16 protein-coding genes, 2 tRNA genes and 3 rRNA genes are annotated in these 24,814 nt (G+C 60.7%); 12 read left to right on the top strand and 9 right to left on the bottom strand.

What is annotated here, in order from left to right; genetic code table 11:
* Position 1: 1 nt before the first annotated feature.
* The 3 genes from trpE to rpe all read right to left on the bottom strand — a co-directional run bounded on the left by trpE (position 2) and on the right by rpe (position 3,401).
* Entirely contained in the window at positions 2-1,495 is a 1,494-nt protein-coding gene (gene trpE / locus BTO02_RS18465; RefSeq protein ID WP_075158993.1) for an anthranilate synthase component I, read from the bottom strand.
* Positions 1,496-1,923: 428 nt separating this feature from the next.
* Complete coding sequence (locus BTO02_RS18460; protein WP_075158252.1) at positions 1,924-2,673, bottom strand: phosphoglycolate phosphatase; 750 nt, start codon at positions 2,671-2,673, stop codon at positions 1,924-1,926.
* A gap of 44 nt (positions 2,674-2,717) precedes the next feature.
* Positions 2,718-3,401 (bottom strand): ribulose-phosphate 3-epimerase, encoded by a 684-nt coding sequence (gene rpe, locus BTO02_RS18455; protein ID WP_075158251.1) that lies wholly within the window; start codon positions 3,399-3,401, stop codon positions 2,718-2,720.
* A 233-nt stretch (positions 3,402-3,634) separates the two neighbouring features.
* On the opposite strand from rpe, the gene apaG reads away from it, so the two are divergent.
* Positions 3,635-4,009, top strand: a complete 375-nt coding sequence (gene apaG / locus BTO02_RS18450; RefSeq protein WP_075158250.1) for a Co2+/Mg2+ efflux protein ApaG — start codon at positions 3,635-3,637, stop codon at positions 4,007-4,009.
* A 159-nt stretch (positions 4,010-4,168) separates the two neighbouring features.
* On the opposite strand, the gene BTO02_RS34825 is transcribed toward apaG, so the two are convergent.
* Positions 4,169-4,336 (bottom strand): hypothetical protein, encoded by a 168-nt coding sequence (locus tag BTO02_RS34825; protein ID WP_198039159.1) that lies wholly within the window; start codon positions 4,334-4,336, stop codon positions 4,169-4,171.
* Here BTO02_RS34825 and mltA point away from each other — a divergent pair.
* On the top strand, positions 4,257-5,489 hold the full coding sequence (gene mltA, locus BTO02_RS18445; protein WP_075158249.1) for a murein transglycosylase A: 1,233 nt from the start codon (positions 4,257-4,259) through the stop codon (positions 5,487-5,489). The two genes, BTO02_RS34825 and mltA, sit on opposite strands and share 80 nt — an antisense overlap.
* Before the next feature lie 144 nt (positions 5,490-5,633).
* On the opposite strand, the gene paaK is transcribed toward mltA, so the two are convergent.
* The 4 genes from paaK to paaN all read right to left on the bottom strand — a co-directional run bounded on the left by paaK (position 5,634) and on the right by paaN (position 10,387).
* Complete coding sequence (gene paaK / locus BTO02_RS18440) at positions 5,634-6,938, bottom strand: phenylacetate--CoA ligase PaaK (protein WP_075158248.1); 1,305 nt, start codon at positions 6,936-6,938, stop codon at positions 5,634-5,636.
* A gap of 227 nt (positions 6,939-7,165) precedes the next feature.
* Complete coding sequence (gene paaI / locus BTO02_RS18435; RefSeq protein ID WP_075158247.1) at positions 7,166-7,642, bottom strand: hydroxyphenylacetyl-CoA thioesterase PaaI; 477 nt, start codon at positions 7,640-7,642, stop codon at positions 7,166-7,168.
* A gap of 1 nt (position 7,643) precedes the next feature.
* A complete protein-coding gene (gene paaG / locus BTO02_RS18430) occupies positions 7,644-8,435 on the bottom strand; it encodes a 2-(1,2-epoxy-1,2-dihydrophenyl)acetyl-CoA isomerase PaaG (RefSeq protein WP_075158246.1) in 792 nt (263 codons plus the stop codon).
* A gap of 260 nt (positions 8,436-8,695) precedes the next feature.
* Complete coding sequence (gene paaN / locus BTO02_RS18425) at positions 8,696-10,387, bottom strand: phenylacetic acid degradation protein PaaN (RefSeq protein WP_075158992.1); 1,692 nt, start codon at positions 10,385-10,387, stop codon at positions 8,696-8,698.
* 138 nt (positions 10,388-10,525) lie between these two features.
* On the opposite strand from paaN, the gene BTO02_RS18420 reads away from it, so the two are divergent.
* The 6 genes from BTO02_RS18420 (at position 10,526) to rrf (ending at position 17,215) form a co-directional block, all read left to right on the top strand.
* Positions 10,526-11,302 (top strand): enoyl-CoA hydratase, encoded by a 777-nt coding sequence (locus tag BTO02_RS18420; protein WP_075158245.1) that lies wholly within the window; start codon positions 10,526-10,528, stop codon positions 11,300-11,302.
* 517 nt (positions 11,303-11,819) lie between these two features.
* A 16S ribosomal RNA gene (locus tag BTO02_RS18415) occupies positions 11,820-13,350 on the top strand.
* 67 nt (positions 13,351-13,417) lie between these two features.
* Positions 13,418-13,494: transfer RNA gene (locus BTO02_RS18410), tRNA-Ile, on the top strand.
* Positions 13,495-13,586: 92 nt separating this feature from the next.
* Positions 13,587-13,662, top strand: a tRNA-Ala gene (locus BTO02_RS18405).
* Between the two features lie 366 nt (positions 13,663-14,028).
* Positions 14,029-16,912 (top strand): 23S ribosomal RNA (locus tag BTO02_RS18400).
* A gap of 189 nt (positions 16,913-17,101) precedes the next feature.
* Positions 17,102-17,215 (top strand): 5S ribosomal RNA (gene rrf / locus BTO02_RS18395).
* The 16S, 23S and 5S rRNA genes sit together here with 2 tRNA genes alongside, the layout of an rRNA operon.
* A gap of 138 nt (positions 17,216-17,353) precedes the next feature.
* On the opposite strand, the gene BTO02_RS18390 is transcribed toward rrf, so the two are convergent.
* Positions 17,354-18,565 (bottom strand): M20 aminoacylase family protein, encoded by a 1,212-nt coding sequence (locus BTO02_RS18390; RefSeq protein ID WP_075158244.1) that lies wholly within the window; start codon positions 18,563-18,565, stop codon positions 17,354-17,356.
* Positions 18,566-18,860: 295 nt separating this feature from the next.
* Between BTO02_RS18390 and BTO02_RS18385 the strand changes: the two genes are divergently transcribed.
* The 4 genes from BTO02_RS18385 to mraZ all read left to right on the top strand — a co-directional run bounded on the left by BTO02_RS18385 (position 18,861) and on the right by mraZ (position 24,811).
* Entirely contained in the window at positions 18,861-20,987 is a 2,127-nt protein-coding gene (locus BTO02_RS18385) for a molybdopterin-containing oxidoreductase family protein (protein WP_075158991.1), read from the top strand.
* Positions 20,988-21,313: 326 nt separating this feature from the next.
* Positions 21,314-22,987, top strand: coding sequence for a long-chain fatty acid--CoA ligase (locus BTO02_RS18380; RefSeq protein WP_075158243.1), 1,674 nt, complete (start codon positions 21,314-21,316; stop codon positions 22,985-22,987).
* Positions 22,988-23,284: 297 nt separating this feature from the next.
* A complete protein-coding gene (gene coq7, locus BTO02_RS18375) occupies positions 23,285-23,950 on the top strand; it encodes a 2-polyprenyl-3-methyl-6-methoxy-1,4-benzoquinone monooxygenase (protein ID WP_075158242.1) in 666 nt (221 codons plus the stop codon).
* Between the two features lie 432 nt (positions 23,951-24,382).
* Positions 24,383-24,811 carry a division/cell wall cluster transcriptional repressor MraZ gene (mraZ, locus tag BTO02_RS18370; RefSeq protein ID WP_075158241.1) on the top strand — a complete coding sequence of 143 codons (429 nt, stop codon included), beginning with the start codon at positions 24,383-24,385 and terminating at the stop codon, positions 24,809-24,811.
* Positions 24,812-24,814: the final 3 nt, after the last annotated feature.

Here is a 24,814-nt window from a genome sequence, read left to right as displayed (position 1 = left end):
GTCAGAAGTCGCTATCGAGGCCGTCTTGCACCTGCTCGGCAGCACGCATCACCGCGCGTGCCTTGTTCTCGGTCTCCTGCCATTCGGACTCGGGCACCGAGTCGGCGACCACGCCCGCCGCCGCCTGAACATACAGATTGCCGTTGCAGATCACGCCGGTGCGAATCGCGATTGCGAGGTCCATGTCGCCCGTGAACGACAGGTAGCCGACCGCGCCACCGTACAAGCCGCGCTTGACCGGCTCGAGCTCGTCGATCAGTTCGAGTGCGCGTACCTTCGGCGCGCCCGACAGCGTGCCCGCCGGGAACGTCGCGCGCAGCACGTCGAAGTTCGTGATGCCCGGCTTCAGCTTGCCTTCGACCGAACTCACGATGTGCTGCACGTGCGAGTACTTCTCGATTGCCATCTTGTCGGTGACGACGACCGAGCCGATTTGCGCGATGCGGCCGACGTCGTTGCGCGCGAGGTCGATCAACATGACGTGTTCGGCGATTTCCTTCGGATCGTTCAGCAGTTCGTGGGCGAGTTCGGCGTCGCGCTCGGGCGTGTTGCCGCGCGCACGCGTGCCCGCGAGCGGACGGATCGTGACCATCCGGTCTTCGCCGCGCTTTTCCTGACGTACGAGAATTTCCGGCGATGAACCGACGACGTGGAAATCGCCGAAATTGTAGTAATACATATACGGCGACGGGTTCAGCGAACGCAGCGCGCGGTACAGCGAAAGCGGATTGTCGCGATACGGCTTGGTCAGCCGCTGGCCGACCTGCACCTGCATCAGCTCGCCGGCGGCGATGTACTCCTTCGCCTTGCGCACGGCCGCGAGGTAATCGTCTTTCTTGAATTCGCGATAGATGTCGGTGCGCACGCTTGCCGATGTGACGGGCGGCTGCACCGACACGCGCAACCGCTGGCGCAGTTCGCGCAGCCGGTGTTTGGCGCGCGTGTACGCTTCCGGTGCGGCCGGATCGACATAGACGACGAGATAGAGCTTGCCCGCGAGGTTGTCGATGACCGCGACTTCTTCGGTCAGCAGCAACTGGATGTCGGGCAGGTTCAGATCGTCCGGCGGCGCGCTGTGTGCGAGCTTCTTCTCCATATAGCGCACCGCGTCGTAGCCGAAGTAGCCGGCAAGACCGCCCGCGAAGCGCGGCAGGCCCGGACGCTGCGCGACCTTGAAGCGTTTCTGGAACTGCTGGATGAACTCGAGCGGATCGCCATCGTGCGTCTCGACGACCTTGCCGTCCTTGACGACTTCGGATACGCCGTTGCGCGTGCGCACGAGCGTACGTGCCGGCAGGCCGATGAACGAGTAGCGGCCGAACCGCTCACCGCCCACCACCGATTCGAGCAGAAACGAGTTCGCACCGTTGCGCTCGGATTGCGCGAGTTTCAGATAGAGCGACAGCGGCGTTTCGAGGTCCGCGAGCGCCTCGGCGATCAGCGGAATGCGGTTGTAGCCCTCGTTCGCGAGAGACTGGAATTCGAGTTCGGTCATGTTCCGATCCTGTTCGTACGTCCGGCCGCGGCGGGCGTCGGACAAAGCGGGGCGTTGCGCTGCCGGTCGGTCTCGCGATTCGAAACGATGCATTTGACCGGCGCGCGCTTTCCTGACAATGCGTATTTGCCTTCCGTGGACCGCGAATGTACACCACGTCCGCGACAGATCGCGTGAATGGTGCAATCAGACGGTGCCGATGAGACCACGCAGTTGCAGAAAACTTGAAACAGGAAAGCGCGCGGTGCGCAGCGAACTAAAAAACGTGGCTGAAGACAATGAGCTTCAGCGAACCTCGGCGAGAGGTTAGCGCGACCAGCGACGCCAGGGCCATGCTCCCCGGTCGATGCTGCTCAGACTCCGTTTTCTGTTCAGAAACATGAAGAAGGACTGTTGGGTCAGTGAGGGTTTCAGGCAACCGATGATGCTTAGGATGTTGCTTCGGCGTTGGCCTCGGGTCTTGCCTGATTATGTGCTGCGATGGCCTTGGCGGCCTCGAGCAGTGACGCCACTATACCATCCGACTTGATGGTTTGCACAGCCTGCCCATGGTTGTAGCCGTACGGCAGCGTGAGCGTTGCCATGCCGGCTGCGCGGCCCGCGAGCGCATCGTTCTCCGAATCGCCGATCGCGACCGTCGCCTGCGGCGGCACCTGCATCGCGTCGCAGGCGGCGAGCATCGGCAGCGGATCGGGCTTTTTCTTCGCCAGACTGTCGCCGCCGATCACGACGCAAAAGAGCGCAAAGAGCTTGTACTGCTTCAGCAGTTCGACCGCGAACCGGTGCGGCTTGTTGGTCACGCATGCGAGCTTGAGACCCGCGTCGCGCAGCGCGGCGAGGCCTGCTTCGACGTCCGGGTAGAGCCGCGTATGCAGCCCGTTGATTTTCGCGTATTCGGCCTGATAGATGGCGAGCGCCTCGTCGAAGCGGTCTTGTGCATGATCGGCCGGGAAGCGCGGCGCGAGCACGCTGCGGATCAGGTGCTCCGAGCCCTTGCCGACGTAGTCGATCACTTCTTCGCGCGACGTTTCTTCCGCATCGAGCTGCGCGAGCATGCCGTTCAGGCCGGCGGTGAAATCGTCGGCCGTATCGACCATCGTACCGTCGAGGTCGATGATCGCCGCGACAAGGCGCGGTGCGGATAACACAGGGGCGGCGTAGCGAGCGGGCGTCGTCATGTTCGGTATCGGCGTTGGTATCGGCGTTGGTATCGGTATGGGTGTCAATGCTCGATGTGGGCGATGGCGGAGCGCATCTGGCTAATGATCGTCTTGTAGTCGGGGTGGCCGAAAATGGCCGACCCCGCGACGAACGTGTCCGCGCCCGCGGCCGCGATTTCCGCGATGTTGTCGATTTTCACGCCGCCATCCACTTCGAGATGAATTTCGCGGCCGGTCTTCTCGCGGTACGCGTTGATGCGTGCGCGCGCTTCGCGCAGCTTGTTCAGCGCTTCGGGAATGAACGATTGCCCGCCAAAGCCCGGATTCACCGACATGATCAGCACGAGATCGATGCGGTCCATCACATGGTCGAGATAGTTGAGGGAAGTGGCGGGATTGAACACGAGGCCGGCCTTGCAGCCGTGATCGCGAATCAGCGTGAGCGTGCGGTCGATATGATCGGATGCTTCGGGGTGAAAGCTGATCACGTTCGCGCCCGCTTTGGCGAAGTCGGGCACGATGCGGTCGACCGGCTTCACCATCAGATGCACGTCGATCGGCACCTGCACGTGCGGACGGATCGCTTCGCAGACGAGCGGGCCGATGGTCAGGTTCGGGACGTAATGGTTGTCCATCACGTCGAAGTGGATCCAGTCGGCGCCGGCGGCGACGACGTTGCGGACTTCTTCACCGAGCCGCGAGAAGTCAGCGGACAGAATGCTGGGGGCGATGTGGAATTTCGTCATGACGATAGGGCCCGGACAGTTGCGCGAGAAGCGTTATTTTAACGTCACATGCGCGCGACGGCCTTGTCTGCGCTTTGCCCCGCTGCAGCGGGGGGGGCGGGCGGGTGCCAACGGATGGTGAACGGGTGACCGATGGGTGACCAGCGCGGTTGCGGGCATGCGTTTCATCAAGCAGAATGCCAAGTCATCACGAACCGCGCCTGTCGCACCACTTTGGAATCAGGCAAAACAGGATGAGCCAGTACCAATTCAGCGTGTCGTCGCAGGTGCGTTACCTGCCTGACGAGTCGGATCCGGAACGCCGGCAATATGCGTTCGCCTACACGCTGACGATCCGCAATACCGGCCAGGCGCCCGCGCAACTGATCGCCCGCCATTGGGTGATTACGGATAGTGAAAACCACGTTCAGGAAGTGAAAGGATTGGGCGTGGTCGGGCATCAGCCGCTTCTCAAACCCGGCGAGCAATTCGAATACACGAGCTGGGCTGTCATCGCGACCCCCGTCGGCACGATGCGCGGCGAGTATTTCTGCGTGGCGGAAGACGGCGAGCGTTTCGAAGCCCCGGTGCCCGAATTCGTCTTGCGCATGCCGCGCACGCTGCATTGAAGCGGCGCGGTTTCATTGCCCGTTTTTTCCGGCCGGTCGGCGGTGCGCGTGGCGGCTCGATCTGTGGTGCGCCTGGGGACGTGATTTGTAGCGCGATTCGTGGCGTGACTAGCTGCGCGGCGGTTGTTGCGCGGGCGCTGGTGCCTGCGCGGTTTGTGGCTACGTGTTTTGCGCCTGCTGCGCCTGTTCCCCCAGTTGCTGTTCCTTACGTGCCAGTTTCTTTTTTCCCGACGTGGTCCATACCACGATGAAGACGAGTAGAAACAGCGCCAGAAATGCTTCCAGCGCAAAAATGAGCATCGGATATTCGTCGAGCAGATCAGACATGGCGGTTTCCATCAAGAACGAACATTGTATGCGGTTTGTCCGCGGCGCCGCGATGTGGGCGGCGACCGTTTCGATGGCGGCGATCCTCGCCGCGTGCGGCGGACGCGAGGCAGTTCGGCCGTTAGCGAATGCGCCGACCGGCGCGGCGCTCATACCGGGGCAAATCGCCGCAGCGCGGCTCACGCCGGTCGCCTGGCAACAGGTGCCGGGCTGGCAGGACGATTCGCTGATCGGCGCGACGGCCGCCTTGCGGCAGAACTGCGCGAGGCTCGCGCGTCAGGCGAACTGGCAGCGTGCGTGCGTGGCGGCCGAGCAGATCGACGATCTCGACGTCGCCGGTGCGCGGAGCTTCTTCGAAAAGTACTTCACGCCTTTTCAGTTCGCGAACACCGACGGCACGCTCGATGGCCTCGTGACCGGTTACTACGAGCCGCTGCTGCACGGTTCCCGCACGCGTCACGGCATCTATCAGACGGCGCTTTATCACTGGCCGTCCGGTTATCGCGCAGGCGCGGCGCTGCCGCCGCGCGCGCAACTCGAACGTTCGGGCGTGCTAGACGGTAACGAGCTTGTCTGGGTCGACGATCCGATCGAGGCGTTCTTCCTGCAGGTGCAAGGGTCGGGACGCGTCGTGATGGAAGACGGCAGCGTGATGCGGGTCGGCTTCGGCGGGACGAACAGCCAGCCGTACCGGTCGATCGGCCGCTGGCTACTCGACCAGCGCGAAATCACGCCTGCGCAGGCGACGATGCAGGGCATCAAGGCATGGGCGCGCGCAAATCCGTCGCGCGTCGATGCCTTGCTCGATACGAACCCGCGGTTTGTGTTCTTCCGCGAAATGGCGTCGGGGGAAGCGGCGCCGGCCGGTGGCGCCGATGGTCCGATCGGCGCGCTTGGCGTGCCGTTGACACCCGAGCGTTCGATTGCGGTGGACCCGTCGTCGATTCCGCTCGGCACGCCGGTGTTCCTGCAGACGACGCGGCCCTTGACCAATGCGCCGATGAATCGCCTCGTCTTTGCGCAGGACACGGGAACGGCGATCAAAGGCGGCGTGCGTGCCGATTATTTCTGGGGACTCGGCGACGAAGCGGGTGACCTTGCCGGCAAGATGAAGCAGACCGGGCGCATGTGGTTGTTGTTGCCGAATTCGTGAGCGTTGGGATTCTCGGTTCGGATTTTCGTTTGGGGCGGGTGGGGGCGGTGGCGGGGCGCTCAAAAGAGAGTGCGTGCGAATTCGCTGCGGCCCGGTCATGCGGCGGTCATGCAGTGGTCGCGGGGCGGTCGTGCGGCCGACCATTTACGCGCGCGCCTTGCGCTTGTCGATTACGCGGCGTGCCTTGCCGACCGAGCGCTCGATGCCGTTCACCGCTAGCACGTTGATGACGGTGGTTATGCCGATCAGCGCCTTGATGTCGTAGACGAGTGCCTGTTGTGCCGCGCGCAGCACCGCGATGTCCGCCGCGATCGCGGGATGCGGTTCGACATTGACCGTCATGACGTCGAGCGGCCCGTCCTTCGTTAAGACGATCTGATAGTGCGGCGCGAGCGCATGCTGTTTGAGCAGCAGTTCTTCGATCTGCGTCGGAAACACGTTGACACCGCGCACGATCATCATGTCGTCGCAGCGCCCCGTGACTTTTTCCATGCGCCGCATGGTGCGCGCGCTGCCGGGCAGCAGACGTGTCAGATCCCGCGTCCGGTATCGGACGATCGGCAGCGCTTCCTTCGTCAACGACGTGAACACGAGTTCGCCGAACTCGCCGTCGGGCAATGCTTCTCCGGTCTCCGGGTCGACGATTTCGGGGTAGAAGTGATCTTCCCAGACCGTCGGGCCATCCTTCGTTTCGACGCATTCCGATGCGACGCCGGGCCCCATCACTTCGGACAGGCCATAGATGTCCACCGCGTCGATACTCACGCGCGCTTCGATTGCGCGGCGCATGTCGTTGGTCCACGGCTCGGCGCCGAAGATGCCGATTCGCAATGAGCACCGCGCCGGATCGATGCCTTGTCGCTCGAGTTCGTCGGCAATCGACAGCATGTAGCTCGGTGTCGCCATGATGATGTCGGACTCGAAGTCCTGTATCAGCTGGACCTGCTTTTCGGTCTGGCCGCCGCCGAACGGAATGACCGTCAGACCCGCGCGTTCTGCACCGTAGTGCGCGCCGAGTCCGCCTGTGAAGAGACCGTAGCCGTAACTGACGTGAACCTTGTCGCCGGGCTGCGCACCTGCTGCGCGGATCGAGCGCGCGACAAGCATGGCCCATGTGTCGATGTCGCGCGCGGTGTAGCCGACGACGGTCGGCTTGCCTGTCGTACCAGACGACGCGTGAATCCGTGCAACCCGGTCCTGCGGCACGGCAAAAAGGCCGAATGGGTAGTTGTCGCGCAGGTCCTGCTTCGATGTGAACGGGAAGCGGGGCAGGTCCGCGAGCGTTTTCAGATCGGACGGGTGGACGCCGGCTTCATTGAACTTGCGTCGATAGACGGGCGAGTTTTCGTATGCATGGTTGAGCGACCATTTGAGTCGATCGAGCTGTAGCGAGGCAAGCTCGTCGCGGCTCGCTATTTCGATGGGATCGAGTGGAAGCGAGGGGTTCATTGGGTGGCTCTCCTTGTCGATTGCGGGCGCGTCGGTGTGCTAGCTGCATTGCCGCGCCAATCAAGGGCGCATGCATGGTGGTCCGAATGCGAGGCGGATTGGCGGCATGGCGTGGCGAGGCCTGACGTCACTCGTCGCGTTGCGCCATGGCGGCGCGGTGTCACGGCATATCGAAGCCCATGAAGCCCATGAAGCCTCTCAGCGCCCGAGATGGACGCGCTCCTGCGCTACCCGTCCGTGGGAATCACCGTTCCTTTGATCTGTGACGATTTACCGCGGAACATCGCGACGGCTTCGTTCGCGCGGTTGGTGACGCGAATGTCATAGATGCCCGTGCGCCCCGTCAGCGATTGTTCGACTGCTTCCGCTGTCAACGTGTCGCCGCTGTGCACGGGCCGCAAAAATTCGATCGAGCAGCCGGATGCGACAGTGTTGACGTTGTGCGAATTGCAGGCGAACGCGAATGCGGAATCGGCGAGCGTGAAAATGAGCCCGCCGTGACAGATACGGTGGCCATTCAGAAAGTCCGCGCGCACGAGCATTTGCATCCGCGCGTAGCCTTCACGCACTTCGAGCAGCTCGATACCGAGCGCGCGAGCGCATGCGTCGGCTTCGAACATCGCGGCGGCCGTGGCGCGTGCGAGTTCGTCGGCCGACATCGACGCGCTATGTTGCGATTGTGGGTGGGTCGGTTGTGTCGACATGTCAGATGCCCTCGAATCGAGGCGCGCGCTTTTCGATAAATGCGCTTACCCCTTCCGCATAGTCGTGCGACGTGCCCAGCGCGCGTTGCAGATCGCGTTCGATATCGAGTTGCTGATCGAGCGTTTGCGTCATGCCGCTATGCATGGCAAGCCGGGTCGCGACGATCGCCTGCGTGGGCTGCTGTGCGAGATGTGCGGCAAGTTCCGATGCGGTCGACGCCAATTCGCCATCGTCGACGGCTTGCCAGATGAGCCCCCAGCTTTCCGCCTTTTCCGCGGAGAGCTTGTCGCCGGTGATTGCAAGGCCGAGTGCGCGCGCGAGACCGACGCGGCGCGGCAGGAACCATGTGCCGCCCGAATCGGGTACGAGGCCGATTTTGACGAACGCCTGAATGAAGCTTGCGGAGCGCGCTGCAAGCACGATGTCGCACGCGAACGCTACATTCGCGCCGGCACCGGCGGCGGTGCCGTTGACGGCGGCGATGACCGGCATCGGCATTGCCTGAAGCTGGCGGATCAGCGGGTTGAATTGCCGATCGATGACGTCGCCGAGGTCGGTCATCGAGCCGGGTGTGAAGTCGAGGTCGGCCAGATCCTGACCCGCGCAAAAGCCGCGGCCGGCGCCGGTGATGACTAGCGCGCGTGCGCCTGAAGCTTGCGCGTCGGCGAGCGCCGCGGCGAACTCTTCGTGCATCGCGCGCGTAAAGCTGTTGAGCCTGTCGGGACGGTTTAGCGTGATTGTCACGACGTGGCTTGTCGAGTCGTTGACTACACGGATTGCTTCATATGCCATCGGTCGTCTCCTTGCACGGCGGATGTGAAATTGCGTCGCTGCGGACGAGCGGAGTGCACGGTTCGATCGCTATCGCATTCCGAATCGAGCTTTCTTCAGTTCGCAGCTCCCGGGCGCGCCGATTCATCCGAACCTGGTTCGGATTCCTGTGGTTACTCTCGCAGCGCTTCAGGCCCGGCGGGAGCGCGACCCTTGGAACATGTTAGAGCGCGGCGCCGTTCCGCAACAGTCGGCCAAATGGCATATGCCGTTCGGCCGACTTACGCGGCAGTTGGTTTTGGTTCAACATGAGCGCGGCTTTGAACGATGCGGAATCGATTCGCAACGAACGCGGCGTCGCTCAGCGTCGCATTGGCCGCAGGGTTCGCGCCCGTGCCATGGAAGTCGGAGAACGCAGCGGACTGATTGACGAAAACACCGCCCGTCAGATTGATCGACAGTGCAACGCCGCCGCGCAGCGACGCTTCACGTGCTTCCTCGATCACGCTGTCGTCGGTGCTGTAGACCGAGAGCGTCAACGCGCCGTGTTCGGCGGCCGTACGCGCGGCAAGCTCGAGTGATTGATGGGTGGAATCGGTCGCGACGACGAACGAGATCGGCCCGAACCATTCTTTGGTGAGTGGGGCCGAATCTGCCGCGGCGTCCAGTTGCAGAATGAGCGGCGTCCGCACGCGCGCATTGGCGAACGCAGGATGCGTGAGCACGCGGCTATCGAGTAGCACGCGGCCGAGCTTGCGTGCTTCGTCGATCCGCTGGACGACGCCTTCGTTTTGCACGGCGCCGAGAAGCTCGACCGCTTTCGCCGGGTCGGCGAGCATCTTGTCGACGGCGGCGGCCAAGGTTTGCGCGACGGCATCGAAGCGCATTGTGCCTTCGGCGGTCTTGACGCCGGCGCGCGGTATATAGATGTTCTGCGGAGCGGTGCACATCTGGCCTGAATACAACGCCAGTGAAAATGCGATGTTGCGTGCGGCAGCTTTGATGTCGTCGACCGAGTCGATCACGATCTGGTTGACGCCGGCCTTTTCGGTGAACACATGCGCCTGATGCGCGTTGCGTTCGAGCCAAATGCCGTTGTGCGTGCTGCCGGTGAAGTCGATCAGCTTGATCTGCGGACGCAATGCGAGATCCTGAACCAGTTCGCCGTCATTCGGCTCGGTTGCGAGCAGGGTCACGACGTTTGGGTCGAAGCCCGCTTCGCGCAGGACCTCGCGCGCAATGCGTACCGTGATGGCGAGCGGCAGAATCGCACCGGGATGCGGCTTGACGATCACTGTGTTGCCGGTCGCAAGATCGGCGAAGAGGCCCGGATAGCTGTTCCATGTCGGAAACGTGCAGCAACCGAGCACGAGCCCGGTGCCGCGCGGAACGACCGTGAAGCGCTTATGCATCGCGAGTGGTGGGTTTTTGCCTTGCGGTTTTTCCCAGTGCGCGTCGGACGGGACGCGGCGCAACTGATCCCACGCATAAGCGATCGCCTCGAGCGCACGGTCCTGTGCATGCGGACCCCCCGCCTGAAAGGCCATCATGAACGCCTGGCCGGTCGTGTGCATGATCGCATAGCCGATCTCGAAGCTTGCCCGATTGAGCCGGGCAAGTATTTCGAGGCTCGTGCCGATCCACGCCGTCGGACCCGCGTCTCGCCAGCCACGCTGAGCGGTTGTTGCGGCGTTGATCAGCGCGTCTGCATTGGCAGCCGGATACCGGATGCCCAACGGAAAACCGAATGGTGACGACTCGGAGCCGACCGTGTTGCCGCCCGTCGGCTGGTCGATCTCGAACGTGCTGTTCAGATAAGCACGGAACGCGGCTTCGCCATCGGCGTTAGCCGTTTCCCCGTACACTTTGGGACTCGGCATTTCGGCGAATGGACTCCAGTAGCCGCGCGTTTCAATCGCGGCGAGCGCCTTTTGCAGCGTGTCTTCGTGCTTGCTGAATAGCGGATGAGTCATCGCGGAAGCCGTGTCGAACAAGATAGGAAGGTCGGTCCCGTCAAATAATTGACCGACCGGTTGGTTGGCAAATGTTAGCATTGTAGGTGGCGCGCGCGAACACATTTCGCGTGCTTTCAGTACAACCTCGGAGGTTGCATGGCATACGAAAACATCGTGGTCGAAACGAGAGGCCGGGTCGGTCTCATCACGCTGAATCGACCGAAGGCGCTCAATGCGCTAAGCGACGCGCTAATCGATGAGCTGGGCGAAGCCCTGCACGCGTTCGACGCGGACGACGGCATCGGGGCGATGATCATCACCGGCAGCGAGAAGGCATTCGCTGCAGGTGCCGACATCGCGATGATGTCGAAGTACTCCTATATGGATGTGTACAAAAGCGACTACATCACGCGTAACTGGGAGGCGGTGCGGCAGATCCGCAAGCCGATCATTGCCGCGGTGGCGGGCTTCGCGTTGGGCGGCGGCTGCGAACTGGCGATGCTGTGCGACATCATCATCGCGGCGGATACTGCGAAGTTCGGTCAACCCGAAATCAAGCTCGGCATCATGCCTGGCGCGGGAGGCACGCAACGATTGCCGCGTGCCGTTTCCAAGGCGAAGGCGATGGACATGTGTCTGACCGCCCGCTTCATGGATGCGGACGAGGCCGAGCGTGCCGGATTGGTGTCGCGGGTCGTACCGGCGGCGTCGTTGCTCGACGAGGCGATTGGAGCGGCCGCGACCATTGCGGAATTTCCTTTGCCGGCGGTGATGATGGTGAAGGAGTCCGTCAACAGCGCGTATGAAACGACGCTTGCCGAAGGCGCGCGATTCGAGCGTCGTCTGTTCCATTCGCTGTTCGCAACTGACGATCAGAAGGAGGGAATGGCGGCGTTCCTCGAGAAGCGCAAACCGGCATTCAGGCATCGATAGATGGGCGTTCTTCAAATACCGCTTGCGCGTGCTGTGGCGAGTAGCTAGAATCGCCGTCTTTCGCGCTTTGGACAGCGTCTTTGTGAGGCGCAGTTGAAGAAAGCGCGGAAAGAGGAAGTGAGCGGGATCGCCAGCAATGGCGGGGCTTTCGCGGCGTCGGGCGGGTTAGGTGAAGTTAAAAACCTGTTGACGATGTGAGTGGGAGTCTGCATAATCTCGCTTCTCTGCTGCAGCGAGCGGCAGACACGAAGAAGGCGGTGGCGGGTTCAGTGGAATGCGCCGGAAGGGAAGCCCGATTCGTGAATCGATCTTTAACAATTCACAGCCGATAAGTGTGGGTGCTTGATGGCGGCGCACGATGACCTCTCGGGGTTATCGGATAGCGAAAGTATCAAGTGTCTCACACAGTATTGAAGGGTCTTCAGAGATGGAGATCCAACTGTCAGTACGTTGAGTGAGCGACCGGTTCATCGCAGGAAACTGCGAAAAACATGAACCGAAAACAGTAACAGGCATTGAACTGAAGAGTTTGATCCTGGCTCAGATTGAACGCTGGCGGCATGCCTTACACATGCAAGTCGGACGGCAGCGCGGGGGCAACCCTGGCGGCGAGTGGCGAACGGGTGAGTAATACATCGGAACGTGTCCTGGAGTGGGGGATAGCCCGGCGAAAGCCGGATTAATACCGCATACGATCTGAGGATGAAAGCGGGGGACCGCAAGGCCTCGCGCTCAAGGAGCGGCCGATGGCGGATTAGCTAGTTGGTGGGGTAAAGGCCCACCAAGGCGACGATCCGTAGCTGGTCTGAGAGGACGACCAGCCACACTGGGACTGAGACACGGCCCAGACTCCTACGGGAGGCAGCAGTGGGGAATTTTGGACAATGGGGGCAACCCTGATCCAGCAATGCCGCGTGTGTGAAGAAGGCCTTCGGGTTGTAAAGCACTTTTGTCCGGAAAGAAAACTTCGTCCCTAATATGGATGGAGGATGACGGTACCGGAAGAATAAGCACCGGCTAACTACGTGCCAGCAGCCGCGGTAATACGTAGGGTGCGAGCGTTAATCGGAATTACTGGGCGTAAAGCGTGCGCAGGCGGTGATGTAAGACCGATGTGAAATCCCCGGGCTTAACCTGGGAACTGCATTGGTGACTGCATTGCTGGAGTATGGCAGAGGGGGGTGGAATTCCACGTGTAGCAGTGAAATGCGTAGAGATGTGGAGGAACACCGATGGCGAAGGCAGCCCCCTGGGCCAATACTGACGCTCATGCACGAAAGCGTGGGGAGCAAACAGGATTAGATACCCTGGTAGTCCACGCCCTAAACGATGTCAACTGGTTGTCGGGCCTTCATTGGCTTGGTAACGTAGCTAACGCGTGAAGTTGACCGCCTGGGGAGTACGGTCGCAAGATTAAAACTCAAAGGAATTGACGGGGACCCGCACAAGCGGTGGATGATGTGGATTAATTCGATGCAACGCGAAAAACCTTACCTACCCTTGACATGGACGGAACCTCGATGAGAGTTGAGGGTGCCCGAAAGGGAGCCGTCACACAGGTGCTGCATGGCTGTCGTCAGCTCGTGTCGTGAGATGTTGGGTTAAGTCCCGCAACGAGCGCAACCCTTGTCCCTGGTTGCTACGCAAGAGCACTCCAGGGAGACTGCCGGTGACAAACCGGAGGAAGGTGGGGATGACGTCAAGTCCTCATGGCCCTTATGGGTAGGGCTTCACACGTCATACAATGGTCGGAACAGAGGGTTGCCAAGCCGCGAGGTGGAGCCAATCCCAGAAAACCGATCGTAGTCCGGATCGCAGTCTGCAACTCGACTGCGTGAAGCTGGAATCGCTAGTAATCGCGGATCAGCATGCCGCGGTGAATACGTTCCCGGGTCTTGTACACACCGCCCGTCACACCATGGGAGTGGGTTTTACCAGAAGTGGCTAGTCTAACCGCAAGGAGGACGGTCACCACGGTAGGATTCATGACTGGGGTGAAGTCGTAACAAGGTAGCCGTATCGGAAGGTGCGGCTGGATCACCTCCTTTCCAGAGCTTAAGCGCTCAAAGTTGAGCACTCACACTTGTCGGCTGTGCATTGAAGGACAGGCTGAAGGGGTCTGTAGCTCAGTCGGTTAGAGCACCGTCTTGATAAGGCGGGGGTCGCTGGTTCGAATCCAGCCAGACCCACCATGTCGGCTGCCGTTGGCGCTTTGGCGCTTACGGAAGCCCCACCCCCGAAGGGGGCGGAAGGTGGAGAGCAGATCCCTTGAAAGTTGTCGTGCGGGGGATTAGCTCAGCTGGGAGAGCACCTGCTTTGCAAGCAGGGGGTCGTCGGTTCGATCCCGTCATCCTCCACCAATTACCAGTGCCTAGTGTCCGGTCAGCAGGTGAGCCGGGTATTACGCATTGGCAATTGCGCCAGTCAGCTCTGGTATGAAGCGGTAAGGCATATCGGCTGTCGTTCTTTAACAATCAGGAAGAAGCAGTAGTAGAGATCAATGAAAGCGTCTGTGAGATGGGCGTGAGTAGATTGGTCAGGGTTGTGATTGTATCGAAGTATTTTTTAGGGTCCTCGATGAGAGGGCGCTTGGAATACGGCACAACACGCAAGTGTGTGGGCTGCCTGTAAGTGCTAAAGCACTAACGGGCAGCGACACGCTAAAACTCAGCCTGTAGTGCGTGTGGTCGAAGGGACGCAAGTCCGTGGAGACACACCCGTTATAGGGTCAAGCGAACAAGTGCATGTGGTGGATGCCTTGGCGATCACAGGCGATGAAGGACGCGGTAGCCTGCGAAAAGCTTCGGGGAGCTGGCAAACGAGCATTGATCCGAAGATGTCCGAATGGGGAAACCCACTCCGAATGGAGTATCCGTGGCTGAATACATAGGCCATGTGAAGCGAACGCGGCGAACTGAAACATCTAAGTAGCCGCAGGAACAGAAATCAACCGAGATTCCCAGAGTAGTGGCGAGCGAAATGGGAGCAGCCTGTACTCTTTATCTGTACTGTTAGCCGAACGCTCTGGAAAGTGCGGCCATAGCGGGTGATAGCCCCGTAGGCGAAAGCAGTGTGGAAGAACTAGGTGTACGACAAGTAGGGCGGGACACGTGAAATCCTGTCTGAAGATGGGGGGACCATCCTCCAAGGCTAAATACTCGTGATCGACCGATAGTGAACCAGTACCGTGAGGGAAAGGCGAAAAGAACCCCGGGAGGGGAGTGAAACAGATCCTGAAACCGCATGCATACAAACAGTCGGAGCCTGGAAACGGGTGACGGCGTACCTTTTGTATAATGGGTCAGCGACTTACATTCAGTGGCGAGCTTAACCGATTAGGGCAGGCGTAGCGAAAGCGAGTCCGAACAGGGCGAATCAGTCGCTGGGTGTAGACCCGAAACCAGATGATCTATCCATGGCCAGGATGAAGGCACGGTAACACGTGCTGGAGGTCCGAACCCACTAGTGTTGAAAAACTAGGGGATGAGCTGTGGATAGGGGTGAAAGGCTAAACAAATCTGGAAATAGCTGGTTCTCTCCGAAAACTATTTAGGTAGTGCCTCGTGTCTCACCTTCGGGGGTAGAGCACTGTCATGGTTGAAGGGTCCATTGCGGATTACTTCGCCATAGCAAACTCCGAATACCGAAGAGTGCAATCACGGGAGACAGACATCGGGTGCTAACGTCCGGTGTCAAGAGGGAAACAACCCAGACCGCCAGCTAAGGTCCCCAAATATGGCTAAGTGGGAAACGAAGTGGGAAGGCTAAAACAGTCAGGAGGTTGGCTTAGAAGCAGCCACCCTTTAAAGAAAGCGTAATAGCTCACTGATCGAGTCGTCCTGCGCGGAAGATGTAACGGGGCTAAGCCATATACCGAAGCTGCGGATGCGCGCGCAAGCGCGCATGGTAGGAGAGCGTTCCGTAAGCCTGCGAAGGTGCACTGGAAAGTGTGCTGGAGGTATCGGAAGTGCGAATGCTGACATGAGTAGCGATAAAGGGGGTGAAAGGCCCCCTCGCCGTAAGCCCAAGGTTTCCTACGCAACGTTCATCGGCGTAGGGTGAGTCGGCCCCTAAGGCGAGGCAGAAATGCGTAGCTGATGGGAAGCAGGTCAATATTCCTGCACCAGTGTGAAATGCGATGGGGGGACGGATCGCGGAAGGTTGTCCGGGTGTTGGAAGTCCCGGTCGCTGCGTTGGAGAAGGTGCTCTGGCAAATCCGGGCACGTAATTCAAGGGCGTGGCGCGAGCTCCTTCGGGAGCGAAGCAACTGGAAGGGGTTCCAGGAAAAGCCTCTAAGCTTCAGTTTCACATTGACCGTACCGCAAACCGACACAGGTGGGCGAGATGAGTATTCTAAGGCGCTTGAGAGAACCCGGGAGAAGGAACTCGGCAAACTGGTACCGTAACTTCGGGATAAGGTACGCCCTTGTAGCTTGATGCGCCTGCGCGCAGAGGGTGAAGGGGTTGCAATAAACTGGTGGCTGCGACTGTTTAATAAAAACACAGCACTCTGCAAACACGAAAGTGGACGTATAGGGTGTGACGCCTGCCCGGTGCCGGAAGATTAAATGATGGGGTGCAAGCTCCTGATTGAAGTCCCGGTAAACGGCGGCCGTAACTATAACGGTCCTAAGGTAGCGAAATTCCTTGTCGGGTAAGTTCCGACCTGCACGAATGGCGTAACGATGGCCACACTGTCTCCTCCCGGGACTCAGCGAAGTTGAAGTGTTTGTGATGATGCAATCTCCCCGCGGCTAGACGGAAAGACCCCATGAACCTTTACTGCAGCTTTGCATTGGACTTTGAACCGGTCTGTGTAGGATAGGTGGGAGGCTACGAAGCTGGAACGCCAGTTTCAGTGGAGCCGTCCTTGAAATACCACCCTGATCTGTTTGAGGTTCTAACCTTGGACCCTGAAGCGGGTTCGGGGACAGTGCATGGCAGGCAGTTTGACTGGGGCGGTCTCCTCCCAAAGTGTAACGGAGGAGTACGAAGGTACGCTAGGTACGGTCGGAAATCGTGCTGATAGTGCAATGGCATAAGCGTGCTTGACTGTGAGACTGACAAGTCGAACAGGTGCGAAAGCAGGTCATAGTGATCCGGTGGTTCTGTATGGAAGGGCCATCGCTCAACGGATAAAAGGTACTCTGGGGATAACAGGCTGATACCGCCCAAGAGTTCATATCGACGGCGGTGTTTGGCACCTCGATGTCGGCTCATCTCATCCTGGGGCTGTAGCCGGTCCCAAGGGTATGGCTGTTCGCCATTTAAAGAGGTACGTGAGCTGGGTTTAAAACGTCGTGAGACAGTTTGGTCCCTATCTGCCGTGGGCGCTGGATATTTGAAGGGACCTGCTCCTAGTACGAGAGGACCGGAGTGGACGAACCTCTGGTGTACCGGTTGTGACGCCAGTCGCATCGCCGGGTAGCTATGTTCGGAAGAGATAACCGCTGAAAGCATCTAAGCGGGAAACTCGCCTTGAGATGAGATATCCCCGGGGCTTCGAGCCCCTTGAAGGGTCGTTCAAGACCAGGACGTTGATAGGTCAGGTGTGGAAGCGCAGTAATGCGTTAAGCTAACTGATACTAATTGCCCGTAAGGCTTGATCCTATAACCGGTGTGTTTTGCGGTCATGGTTAATGCTCCAGCATCTACCAGGACCCCACCCCCGTCAGGGGGCAGCGCAGACACACGGTCGAGTGAGCCGCGTTGTGCCAGACAACACAACCCACCCCCTGCTACACCACGCTTCTTCCCGATTGGTCCGGCTGCCCGCGCGCAGCAGGACAACCCGTCATGCCTGATGACCATAGCGAGTCGGTCCCACCCCTTCCCATCCCGAACAGGACCGTGAAACGACTCCACGCCGATGATAGTGCGGATTGCCCGTGTGAAAGTAGGTAATCGTCAGGCTCCCCCTCAGTTGAAAACACCAACCCCGCCCTCAAAAGCGGGGTTGATGCGTTTACTGCCGGCTCAAATTCATCGAGCGTCAGAAGCGATCTGTAGAGAACTGAATTAATCACTCAACCCCACAGCCAGCGAAACGCGTCAAACTAACAAAGCATCAGTTTCACGCGCCAGAAACCGCTGCGCCAACCGCACCCAATACGTCGACCCCACCGGCAGCAGCTCGTCGTTGAAGTCATAGCTCGCGTTGTGCAGCATGCACGGCCCATCGCCGTGGCCCATCTCGCGATGTTCGCCATCGCCATTGCCGAGGAACGCGTAGCATCCCGGCTTCGCTTCCAGCATGAACGAGAAGTCTTCAGCGGTCATCGTCGGCTCGATCGGATCGACGACGTTTTCTGCCCCGACGATTTCCTTCATCACCATTGCCGCAAACCGGGTCTCTTCGCGCGTATTGACCGTTGGCGGATAATTGCGCCGAAACGTCAGCTTGGCCGAACACTCATACGCTTCGGCAATGCTCTCGACGATCTTCTGCATCCGCGACTCGATCATATCCAGCGTTTGCGTCGTGAATGTGCGCACGGTCCCGGCGAGCCACGCTTCGTTCGGCACCACGTTGACCGCATCACCCGCATGAATCTGGGTGATCGACAGAACCCCGGTCTCGATCGGCTTCTTGTTGCGCGTGATGATGCCCTGCAGGCCATTCGCAATTTGCACCGCCGTGAAGACCGGGTCGCGTCCGTTATGCGGCAAAGCCGCGTGCGCTCCGATCCCCTTCACCTCGATCCGGAATTCGTTGCTCGACGCCATGATCGGCCCCTCAGTCACGCCGAAGTGTCCGGCGCCCAAACCCGGCCAGTTGTGGATGCCAAACACCGCATCGACAGGAAATCGCGTGAAGAGCCCGTCGTCGATCATCGCCTTCGCGCCTGCGCCGCCTTCTTCGGCCGGCTGAAAGATAAACACGATCGTGCCGTCGAAGTCGCCATGCTTTGCGAGGTATCGCGCCGCGCCGAGCAGCATCGCCGTGTGCCCGTCATGTCCACAGGCGTGCATTTTTCCGTCGTTGCGGGAGCGGTGATCGAATGTATTGACTTCGAGAATCGGCAACGCGTCCATATCGGCGCGCAAGCCAATGGAGCGCGTGCCATTGCCGCGCTTCAATACGCCCACGACCCCGGTTTTGCCGAGGCCACGATGGACTTCGATTCCCCAACCCGACAACGTCTTCGCTACGAGATCGGAGGTATGGGTTTCTTCATAGCGCAGTTCGGGATTGGCATGAATCGTTCGTCGAAGGGACTGGATTTCGCCATGCGCGGACTGGATTTCAGGGATAAGTTTCATGGTGAAAGGTGCGCTAGCTGCCGGAAGTGAGCTGAGCGAGCGGCGACGGTGCATCGTCGGCGCCCGATAATGATCCGATTCTACGCCGATCGATATTCCCCACAGCGCGGCCACCGACGATGCGAACGCGGCGGCCGACCTCTCGCGGCCCCCTGTACGGCGGGCGGACATAATAAAATCGACCTTTCAGGCGCGTAGTACCGGCGCAATGTGCGAAAGCAAATGCATCAGTACGCGGCACCCGCATCCCGCCCGCACGAATCCCATGCATTCGAAAGAGAAGGCCCTCAATTCCATGAACGCTCCTGCCGAATTCGCCCGCGCGGTCTGCCCGCACGATTGCCCGGATACCTGCGCCATGCGCGTGACCGTCGAAAGCGGACGTGCGATCAAGGTAACCGGAGATCCCGACCATCCGCCGACGCAGGGCGTGCTGTGCACCAAGGTCAGCCGCTATGCGGACCGCGTCCACCATGCGAGCCGCCTGACCACGCCGATGAAGCGGGTCGGCAAAAAGGGCGAAGGGCGCTTCGAGCCGATCACATGGGACGAAGCATTTGCGCTGGCAGCCGCGAAGCTGTCCGACATTGCGGCGCGCGCACCGGAGGCGATCGTTCCGTACAGCTATGCGGGCACGATGGGCCTCGTGCAGGGCGACAGCATTGCGCAACGGTTCTTCCACAAGCTCGGCGCGTCGCAGCTCGATCGCACGATTTGCGCGTCCGCGGGGTCCGCGGGCCTCAAATATACATACGGTGCAGGACTCGGCATGCTCACCGAGTTCTTCTCCGAAAGCGAACTGATCCTGATCTGGGGCTCCAACCCGATCGCGTCGAACCTGCATTTCTGGACACGCGCGCAAGAGGCCAAGCGCAACGGCGCGCGCCTGATCGCGATCGACCCGTACCGCTCGCTCACGGCTGAAAAATGCCATCAGCACATTGCGCTGAAGCCCGGCACCGACGGCGCACTCGCGCTCGGCATGATGCACGTGCTGATCACCGAAGATCGGCTCGATCACGCCTACATTGCCGATCACACGCTCGGCTTCGAGCAGTTGAAGGCCCGCGCGCTGACCTACACGCCCGAACGCGTCGCGCAGATTTGCGGCCTGGAAAAAACCGGGATCGTCGAACTGGCGCGCGCTTACGGCAACACTCGCAAAGCCGCAATCCGACTCAACTACGGCGTCCAACGTGTGCGCGGCGGCGGCAATGCGGTGCGCGCGATTGCGTGTCTGCCATCGCTGACCGGCGCATGGCGCGAGCGCGCGGGCGGCGCGCTGTTGTCGTCCTCGGGATGGGCGCCGGTCGATTCGTTCGCGCTGGCCCGGCCCGATCTGATGCCGGGCTGGCCGTCGGCGCCGTCGCGCGTCATCAATATGAGTGCAATCGGCGACGCGTTGCTGCATCCGGGCGACGGCGGCAGCACCGGCGACACCAGCCAAACCAGCCAAACCCATGGCATTGCGCCATTCGGCGCGAAGGTCGAAGCAATCGTCGTCTACAACTCGAATCCGGTCGCGGTCGCGCCCGATTCGGAGCGCGTGGCCGCGGGTTTCGCACGCGAAGATCTCTTCACGATCGTCCTCGAGCATTTCCAGACCGACACCGCCGACTACGCCGACCTGCTGCTCCCCGCTACGACGCAGCTCGAGCATCTCGACGTACACAAGTCGTACGGCCACACGCACGTGATGGCGAACCTGCCGGCGATTGCGCCGGTCGGCGACGCGAAGCCGAACACCGAGATTTTCCGCGGCATCGCGCGGGCCATGGGCCTTACCGAGCCGGCGCTCTTTGAAACCGACGAAGAAGTGGCCGCCGCGGCCTTCCACTGGAACGATGACGCGCTCGCCGGAGTCGACTGGCCGACGCTCAAGCGCGCCGGCTGGGCGAAACTGCAGGTGCCGGACGCGCCGTTCGCGGCAGGCGGCTTTCGGACACCGTCGGGCAAATGCGAGTTCTACAGCGAACGGCTCGCGCAACAAGGCCTCGATCCGCTGCCCGACTACTTGCCGCCCTACGAGTCCGCGGAAAACGCGCCTGACCTCGCGTCCCGCTTTCCGCTCGCGATGATTTCGCCGCCGGCGCGCAACTTCCTGAACAGCACTTTCGTCAACGTCGAAAGCCTGCGGTCGACCGAAGGCGAACCGCATCTCGACATCCATCCCGCCGACGCGAGGCGCCGCGGCATCGACGAAGGTGCGCGGGTGCGCATCTTCAACGACCGCGGCTCGATGCAGGCGCGCGCCCGCGTGACCGACAAGGCGCGCGAAGGACTCGTCGTCGGCCTGTCGATCTGGTGGAAAAAACTCGCGCCGGACGGCCGCAACGCGAATCAGGTAACGAGCCAGGCGCTGACCGACCTCGGCGGCTCGGCAACCTTCTACGACTGTCTGGTCGAGGTCGAACGCGCGTAACGCATCGATCGATCCGGGCGACATCCGGACAACCTGCAAGGCGCCGGAAGCGACGATGTCCGGTCCAGCGCATAAAACACGCATGAGGCATACGCAACTGCCGTTCATCCGTCGTTCCTGTGCCTATATATATGCGTGCTTGTACCATCCTCACGGAATGACAGCCCGGGGCAGCGTGTTCTTCCGTTTCGAGGCCATCGTCTAAACCGGTGGTTACCCGAAATAAAGTGCGGAAAAGCGCGTGCTACGATGCGCTGCTTTTCACACGATCAGTCAAAAAAAGCAGCAAAATCAAACCATTGCGCATGGGACCGGAGAAACACCGTATGCAGAAGATCTGGCTGAAATCGTATCCACCCGGGGTGCCGGCGGAAATTGACCCGACGCAGTATCAATCGGTGGCCGATCTTCTCGAGGAAAGCTTCCGCCTGTATCGCGACAAGCCCGCATTCGCGTGCATGGGCAAAGCGATCGCCTACGCCGAACTCGATGAACTGTCGCGGCGCCTCGGTGCGTGGTTTCAGTCGAAGGGGCTCGAGCGCGGCGCGCGCATCGCGATCATGATGCCGAATGTGCTGCAGTATCCGATTGCGCTGGCCGGCATTCTGCGCGCGGGCTATGTCGTCGTGAACGTCAATCCGCTCTATACGCCGCGCGAGCTCGAATATCAGATGAAGGACAGCGGTGCGCAGGCGATCATCGTGCTAGAAAACTTCGCGGCGACCGTGCAGGCGGTGGTCCGCAACACGTCGATCAGGCACGTGATCGTCGCGGCCATGGGCGATCTGCTGGGCCCGAAAGGGCACATCGTCAATTTCGTCGTGCGGCGCGTGAAGAAGCTGGTGCCGGCGTGGAGCCTGCCCGGCCATGTGCGCTTCAACGATGCGCTCGCACAAGGCGCGCGCGCGACGTTCAAACCCGTCCAGCAAGGTCAGCACGACATCGCGTTTCTGCAATATACGGGCGGCACGACCGGCGTATCGAAGGGCGCGACGCTCACGCATCGCAATCTGATCGCGAACGTGCTGCAGTCCGCTGCCTGGCACGAGCCGGCCCGCGCCGCGCGGCCCGACGTCACGCAAACGGTCACGGTGGCCGCGCTGCCGCTTTACCACGTGTTCGCGCTGACGGTTTGCGGGCTCATGCCGATCCGGCAGGGCGGCCTCGTCGTGCTGATTCCGAACCCGCGCGATATCGGCGGCATGATCAAGTCCCTGCAGGGCTACCGCATCACGACACTGCCGGCCGTCAACACGCTCTACAACGCAATGCTCAATCATCCGGATTTCGACAAGCTCGACTTCTCGAACCTGATGGTCGCAAATGCGGGCGGCATGGCCGTGCAGAAGGCCGTCGCCGAACGCTGGTTCGAGCGGACGAAGACGCCGATCATCGAGGGCTACGGCTTGTCGGAGACGTCGCCGACGGTGAGCTGCAACCCGGTGACGGCGACCGAATACAACGGCACGATCGGCTTGCCGGTGTCATCGACGGAAATCGCGATTCGCGACGACGACGGCAACGACGTCCCGCTCGGTCAGCGTGGCGAAGTCTGCATTCGCGGCCCGCAGGTGATGGCCGGCTACTGGAACCGTCCCGACGAAACCGCGAAGGTGATGACCGCGGACGGTTTTCTGCGCTCGGGCGACATTGGGCTCATGGACGAGCGCGGCTTCGTGAAGATCGTCGACCGCAAGAAGGACATGATTCTCGTGTCGGGCTTCAACGTCTATCCGAACGAAGTCGAGGATGTGGTCGCGAAGCATCCGGGCGTATTCGAAGTGGCGGCGGTCGGCGTGCCCGACGCGCAGTGCGGCGAAGCAGTGAAGCTCTTTGTCGTGAAAAAGGACGAAAAACTCACCGATGCCGACATCATCGCGTTCTGCAAGGACCAGCTCACGCCTTATAAGCGTCCGCGCCTCGTCGAGTTCCGCAAGGAATTGCCGAAGAGCAACGTCGGCAAGATCCTGCGGCGCGAGTTGCGCGACGGTCGCGCCTAGGACGCCCGCGCGGCCCGGCCGAACGAGGAGGCGCCTTCAGAACAGGCGCCTCTTTCTGTTTCGCGGCAATCTCCAGGGAATGCGAAAGTTTTATACGCAAAGAAAAAGCGCGGCACATATGAAGTCGTTTGCACCGCTTCGCGCCGCGTGCGGCGGATTCCCGCGCTGTTTCCCGCTGTTTCCTTTAAGCAACATGGTCTAAAATCAGCACCTTGGCTACCAAAACCCCTTGTTTTAAGGGCTCGAATGCACCGCTCGCGGCGGCATTCGAGCGATCGGCCTGACTGGAGGAGCAGGATGGTGCTTGACGACTGGATTACCGAGTTCGATCGCGGTTTGCGATCGATGACAGGCGTGTCGCGAATGAGCCGCCCGATGCCGCTGCCGGCTCGACCGGCTGAGTCCGCCGAGGCAACTGGCACGGCCGATTCCGCCGAACGCGTCGAGATGACCGCGCAGGAGCGCGCGCACGCGGCCGGGCTCATGCGCGTCAATCATGTCGGCGAGGTCTGCGCGCAGGCGCTGTATCAGGCGCAAAAGCTCGCAACGCGTTCGCCCGCGTTGAAGCAGGCTTTCGAAAACGCGGCGCGCGAAGAGGAAGATCACCTCGCGTGGACCTCGAAGCGTCTCGAAGCGCTCGATTCGCGCCCGAGTCTGCTGAACCCGCTGTGGTACGCAGGGGCGCTTGCGATTGGCTTTGCCGCAGGCCGTTTCGGCGATCGCGTGAGCCTCGGCTTCATGGCCGAGACCGAACGCCAGGTCGAGCAACATCTGAACGGCCACATGGAAGCGCTGCCCGCCGCGGACCACGAATCGCGGGCCGTCGTCGAGCAGATGCGCGCCGACGAAGCGGCGCACGGTAAAGCCGCGATGGACGCGGGCGGTGTCGAACTGCCGTTTCCGGCACGCGCGCTGATGCGTGCGGCGTCGAAAATCATGACGACAACCGCATACCGCATCTAGTCTCTTCATCTTGAAATCGGCGTGGGGACGGCGTCTACCACGCCGTCCTTTCACGTTGCCTGAACCCCGCTCGACCTCCGCCGCCCATATCCGCGTAATTGTTCGCTTTGCACGCCGGATCGCACCGCATACGCCCTACAAAACCGCGCTTTTTCACCCTACTTCTCAAGTACTACCTTCACAAGTTCCACTATCTGATTCATTTATAACGATTTTCCCGTTTACGTCTGACTTGAAGGACTGTCGCTAAGTCCTTGTTCTAGCAAACAAAATTCGTTAAAAATCGGCCCGCCTCCCTTGACCCGTGTTGGGGGTTCCTCTAAAGTGGGAGACAGTGTGAGAAAGTGTATTTTTGTGTGATCTACCCGCGTATTTCGGGTAAGTTTTCGAAATCGGGCGGCGTCTTACAACGCCCTCACAAAGGGGAGTGAAGTGTTCCAAGGGGCGTCGGCGCTGACACTCGATGCGAAAGGGAGGATGTCCATCCCGGCTCGCTATCGGGATGCGCTGCAAGGACAGGCAGAAGGCCGGGTGACGATCACCAAGCACCCGGACGGCTGCCTGTTGCTGTTTCCGCGCCCCGAGTGGGAGGTCTTTCGCACGAAAATCGCCGCGCTGCCCATGGAAGCGAAGTGGTGGCAGCGGATCTTTCTCGGCAATGCAGCCGACGTCGAACTCGATACGGCCGGGCGCGTGCTCGTATCGCCGGAGTTGCGTATCGCCGGCTCGCTTGAAAAAGACGTGATGTTGTTAGGAATGGGAAGTCACTTCGAGTTGTGGGACGCACAGACCTACAACGCGAAGGAACAGGCGGCGATGGCGCAGGGCATGCCCGAAGCGCTGAAGAACTTCACATTCTGACCG

It is taken from the genome of Paraburkholderia sp. SOS3, from assembly GCF_001922345.1.
In the GTDB taxonomy this organism is placed as follows: domain Bacteria; phylum Pseudomonadota; class Gammaproteobacteria; order Burkholderiales; family Burkholderiaceae; genus Paraburkholderia.
The sequence above is the reverse complement of the archived record's forward strand: the minus strand, read 5'-3'. Positions and strand labels throughout refer to the sequence as shown.

Excerpts from the sequence above, each read along its gene's own strand:
- apaG (WP_075158250.1), top strand. The coding sequence starts at position 3,635 with ATGAGCCAGTACCAATTCAGCGTGTCGTCGCAGGTGCGTTACCTGCCT.
- paaG (WP_075158246.1), bottom strand. The coding sequence starts at position 8,435 with ATGGCATATGAAGCAATCCGTGTAGTCAACGACTCGACAAGCCACGTC.
- rpe (WP_075158251.1), bottom strand. The coding sequence starts at position 3,401 with ATGACGAAATTCCACATCGCCCCCAGCATTCTGTCCGCTGACTTCTCG.
- coq7 (WP_075158242.1), top strand. The coding sequence starts at position 23,285 with ATGGTGCTTGACGACTGGATTACCGAGTTCGATCGCGGTTTGCGATCG.
- BTO02_RS18390 (WP_075158244.1), bottom strand. The coding sequence starts at position 18,565 with ATGAAACTTATCCCTGAAATCCAGTCCGCGCATGGCGAAATCCAGTCC.
- BTO02_RS18380 (WP_075158243.1), top strand. The coding sequence starts at position 21,314 with ATGCAGAAGATCTGGCTGAAATCGTATCCACCCGGGGTGCCGGCGGAA.
- paaK (WP_075158248.1), bottom strand. The coding sequence starts at position 6,938 with ATGAACCCCTCGCTTCCACTCGATCCCATCGAAATAGCGAGCCGCGAC.
- BTO02_RS18420 (WP_075158245.1), top strand. The coding sequence starts at position 10,526 with ATGGCATACGAAAACATCGTGGTCGAAACGAGAGGCCGGGTCGGTCTC.
- mltA (WP_075158249.1), top strand. The coding sequence starts at position 4,257 with ATGAAGACGAGTAGAAACAGCGCCAGAAATGCTTCCAGCGCAAAAATG.
- paaI (WP_075158247.1), bottom strand. The coding sequence starts at position 7,642 with ATGTCGACACAACCGACCCACCCACAATCGCAACATAGCGCGTCGATG.
- BTO02_RS34825 (WP_198039159.1), bottom strand. The coding sequence starts at position 4,336 with ATGTCTGATCTGCTCGACGAATATCCGATGCTCATTTTTGCGCTGGAA.
- paaN (WP_075158992.1), bottom strand. The coding sequence starts at position 10,387 with ATGACTCATCCGCTATTCAGCAAGCACGAAGACACGCTGCAAAAGGCG.
- trpE (WP_075158993.1), bottom strand. The coding sequence starts at position 1,495 with ATGACCGAACTCGAATTCCAGTCTCTCGCGAACGAGGGCTACAACCGC.
- BTO02_RS18385 (WP_075158991.1), top strand. The coding sequence starts at position 18,861 with ATGAACGCTCCTGCCGAATTCGCCCGCGCGGTCTGCCCGCACGATTGC.
- BTO02_RS18460 (WP_075158252.1), bottom strand. The coding sequence starts at position 2,673 with ATGACGACGCCCGCTCGCTACGCCGCCCCTGTGTTATCCGCACCGCGC.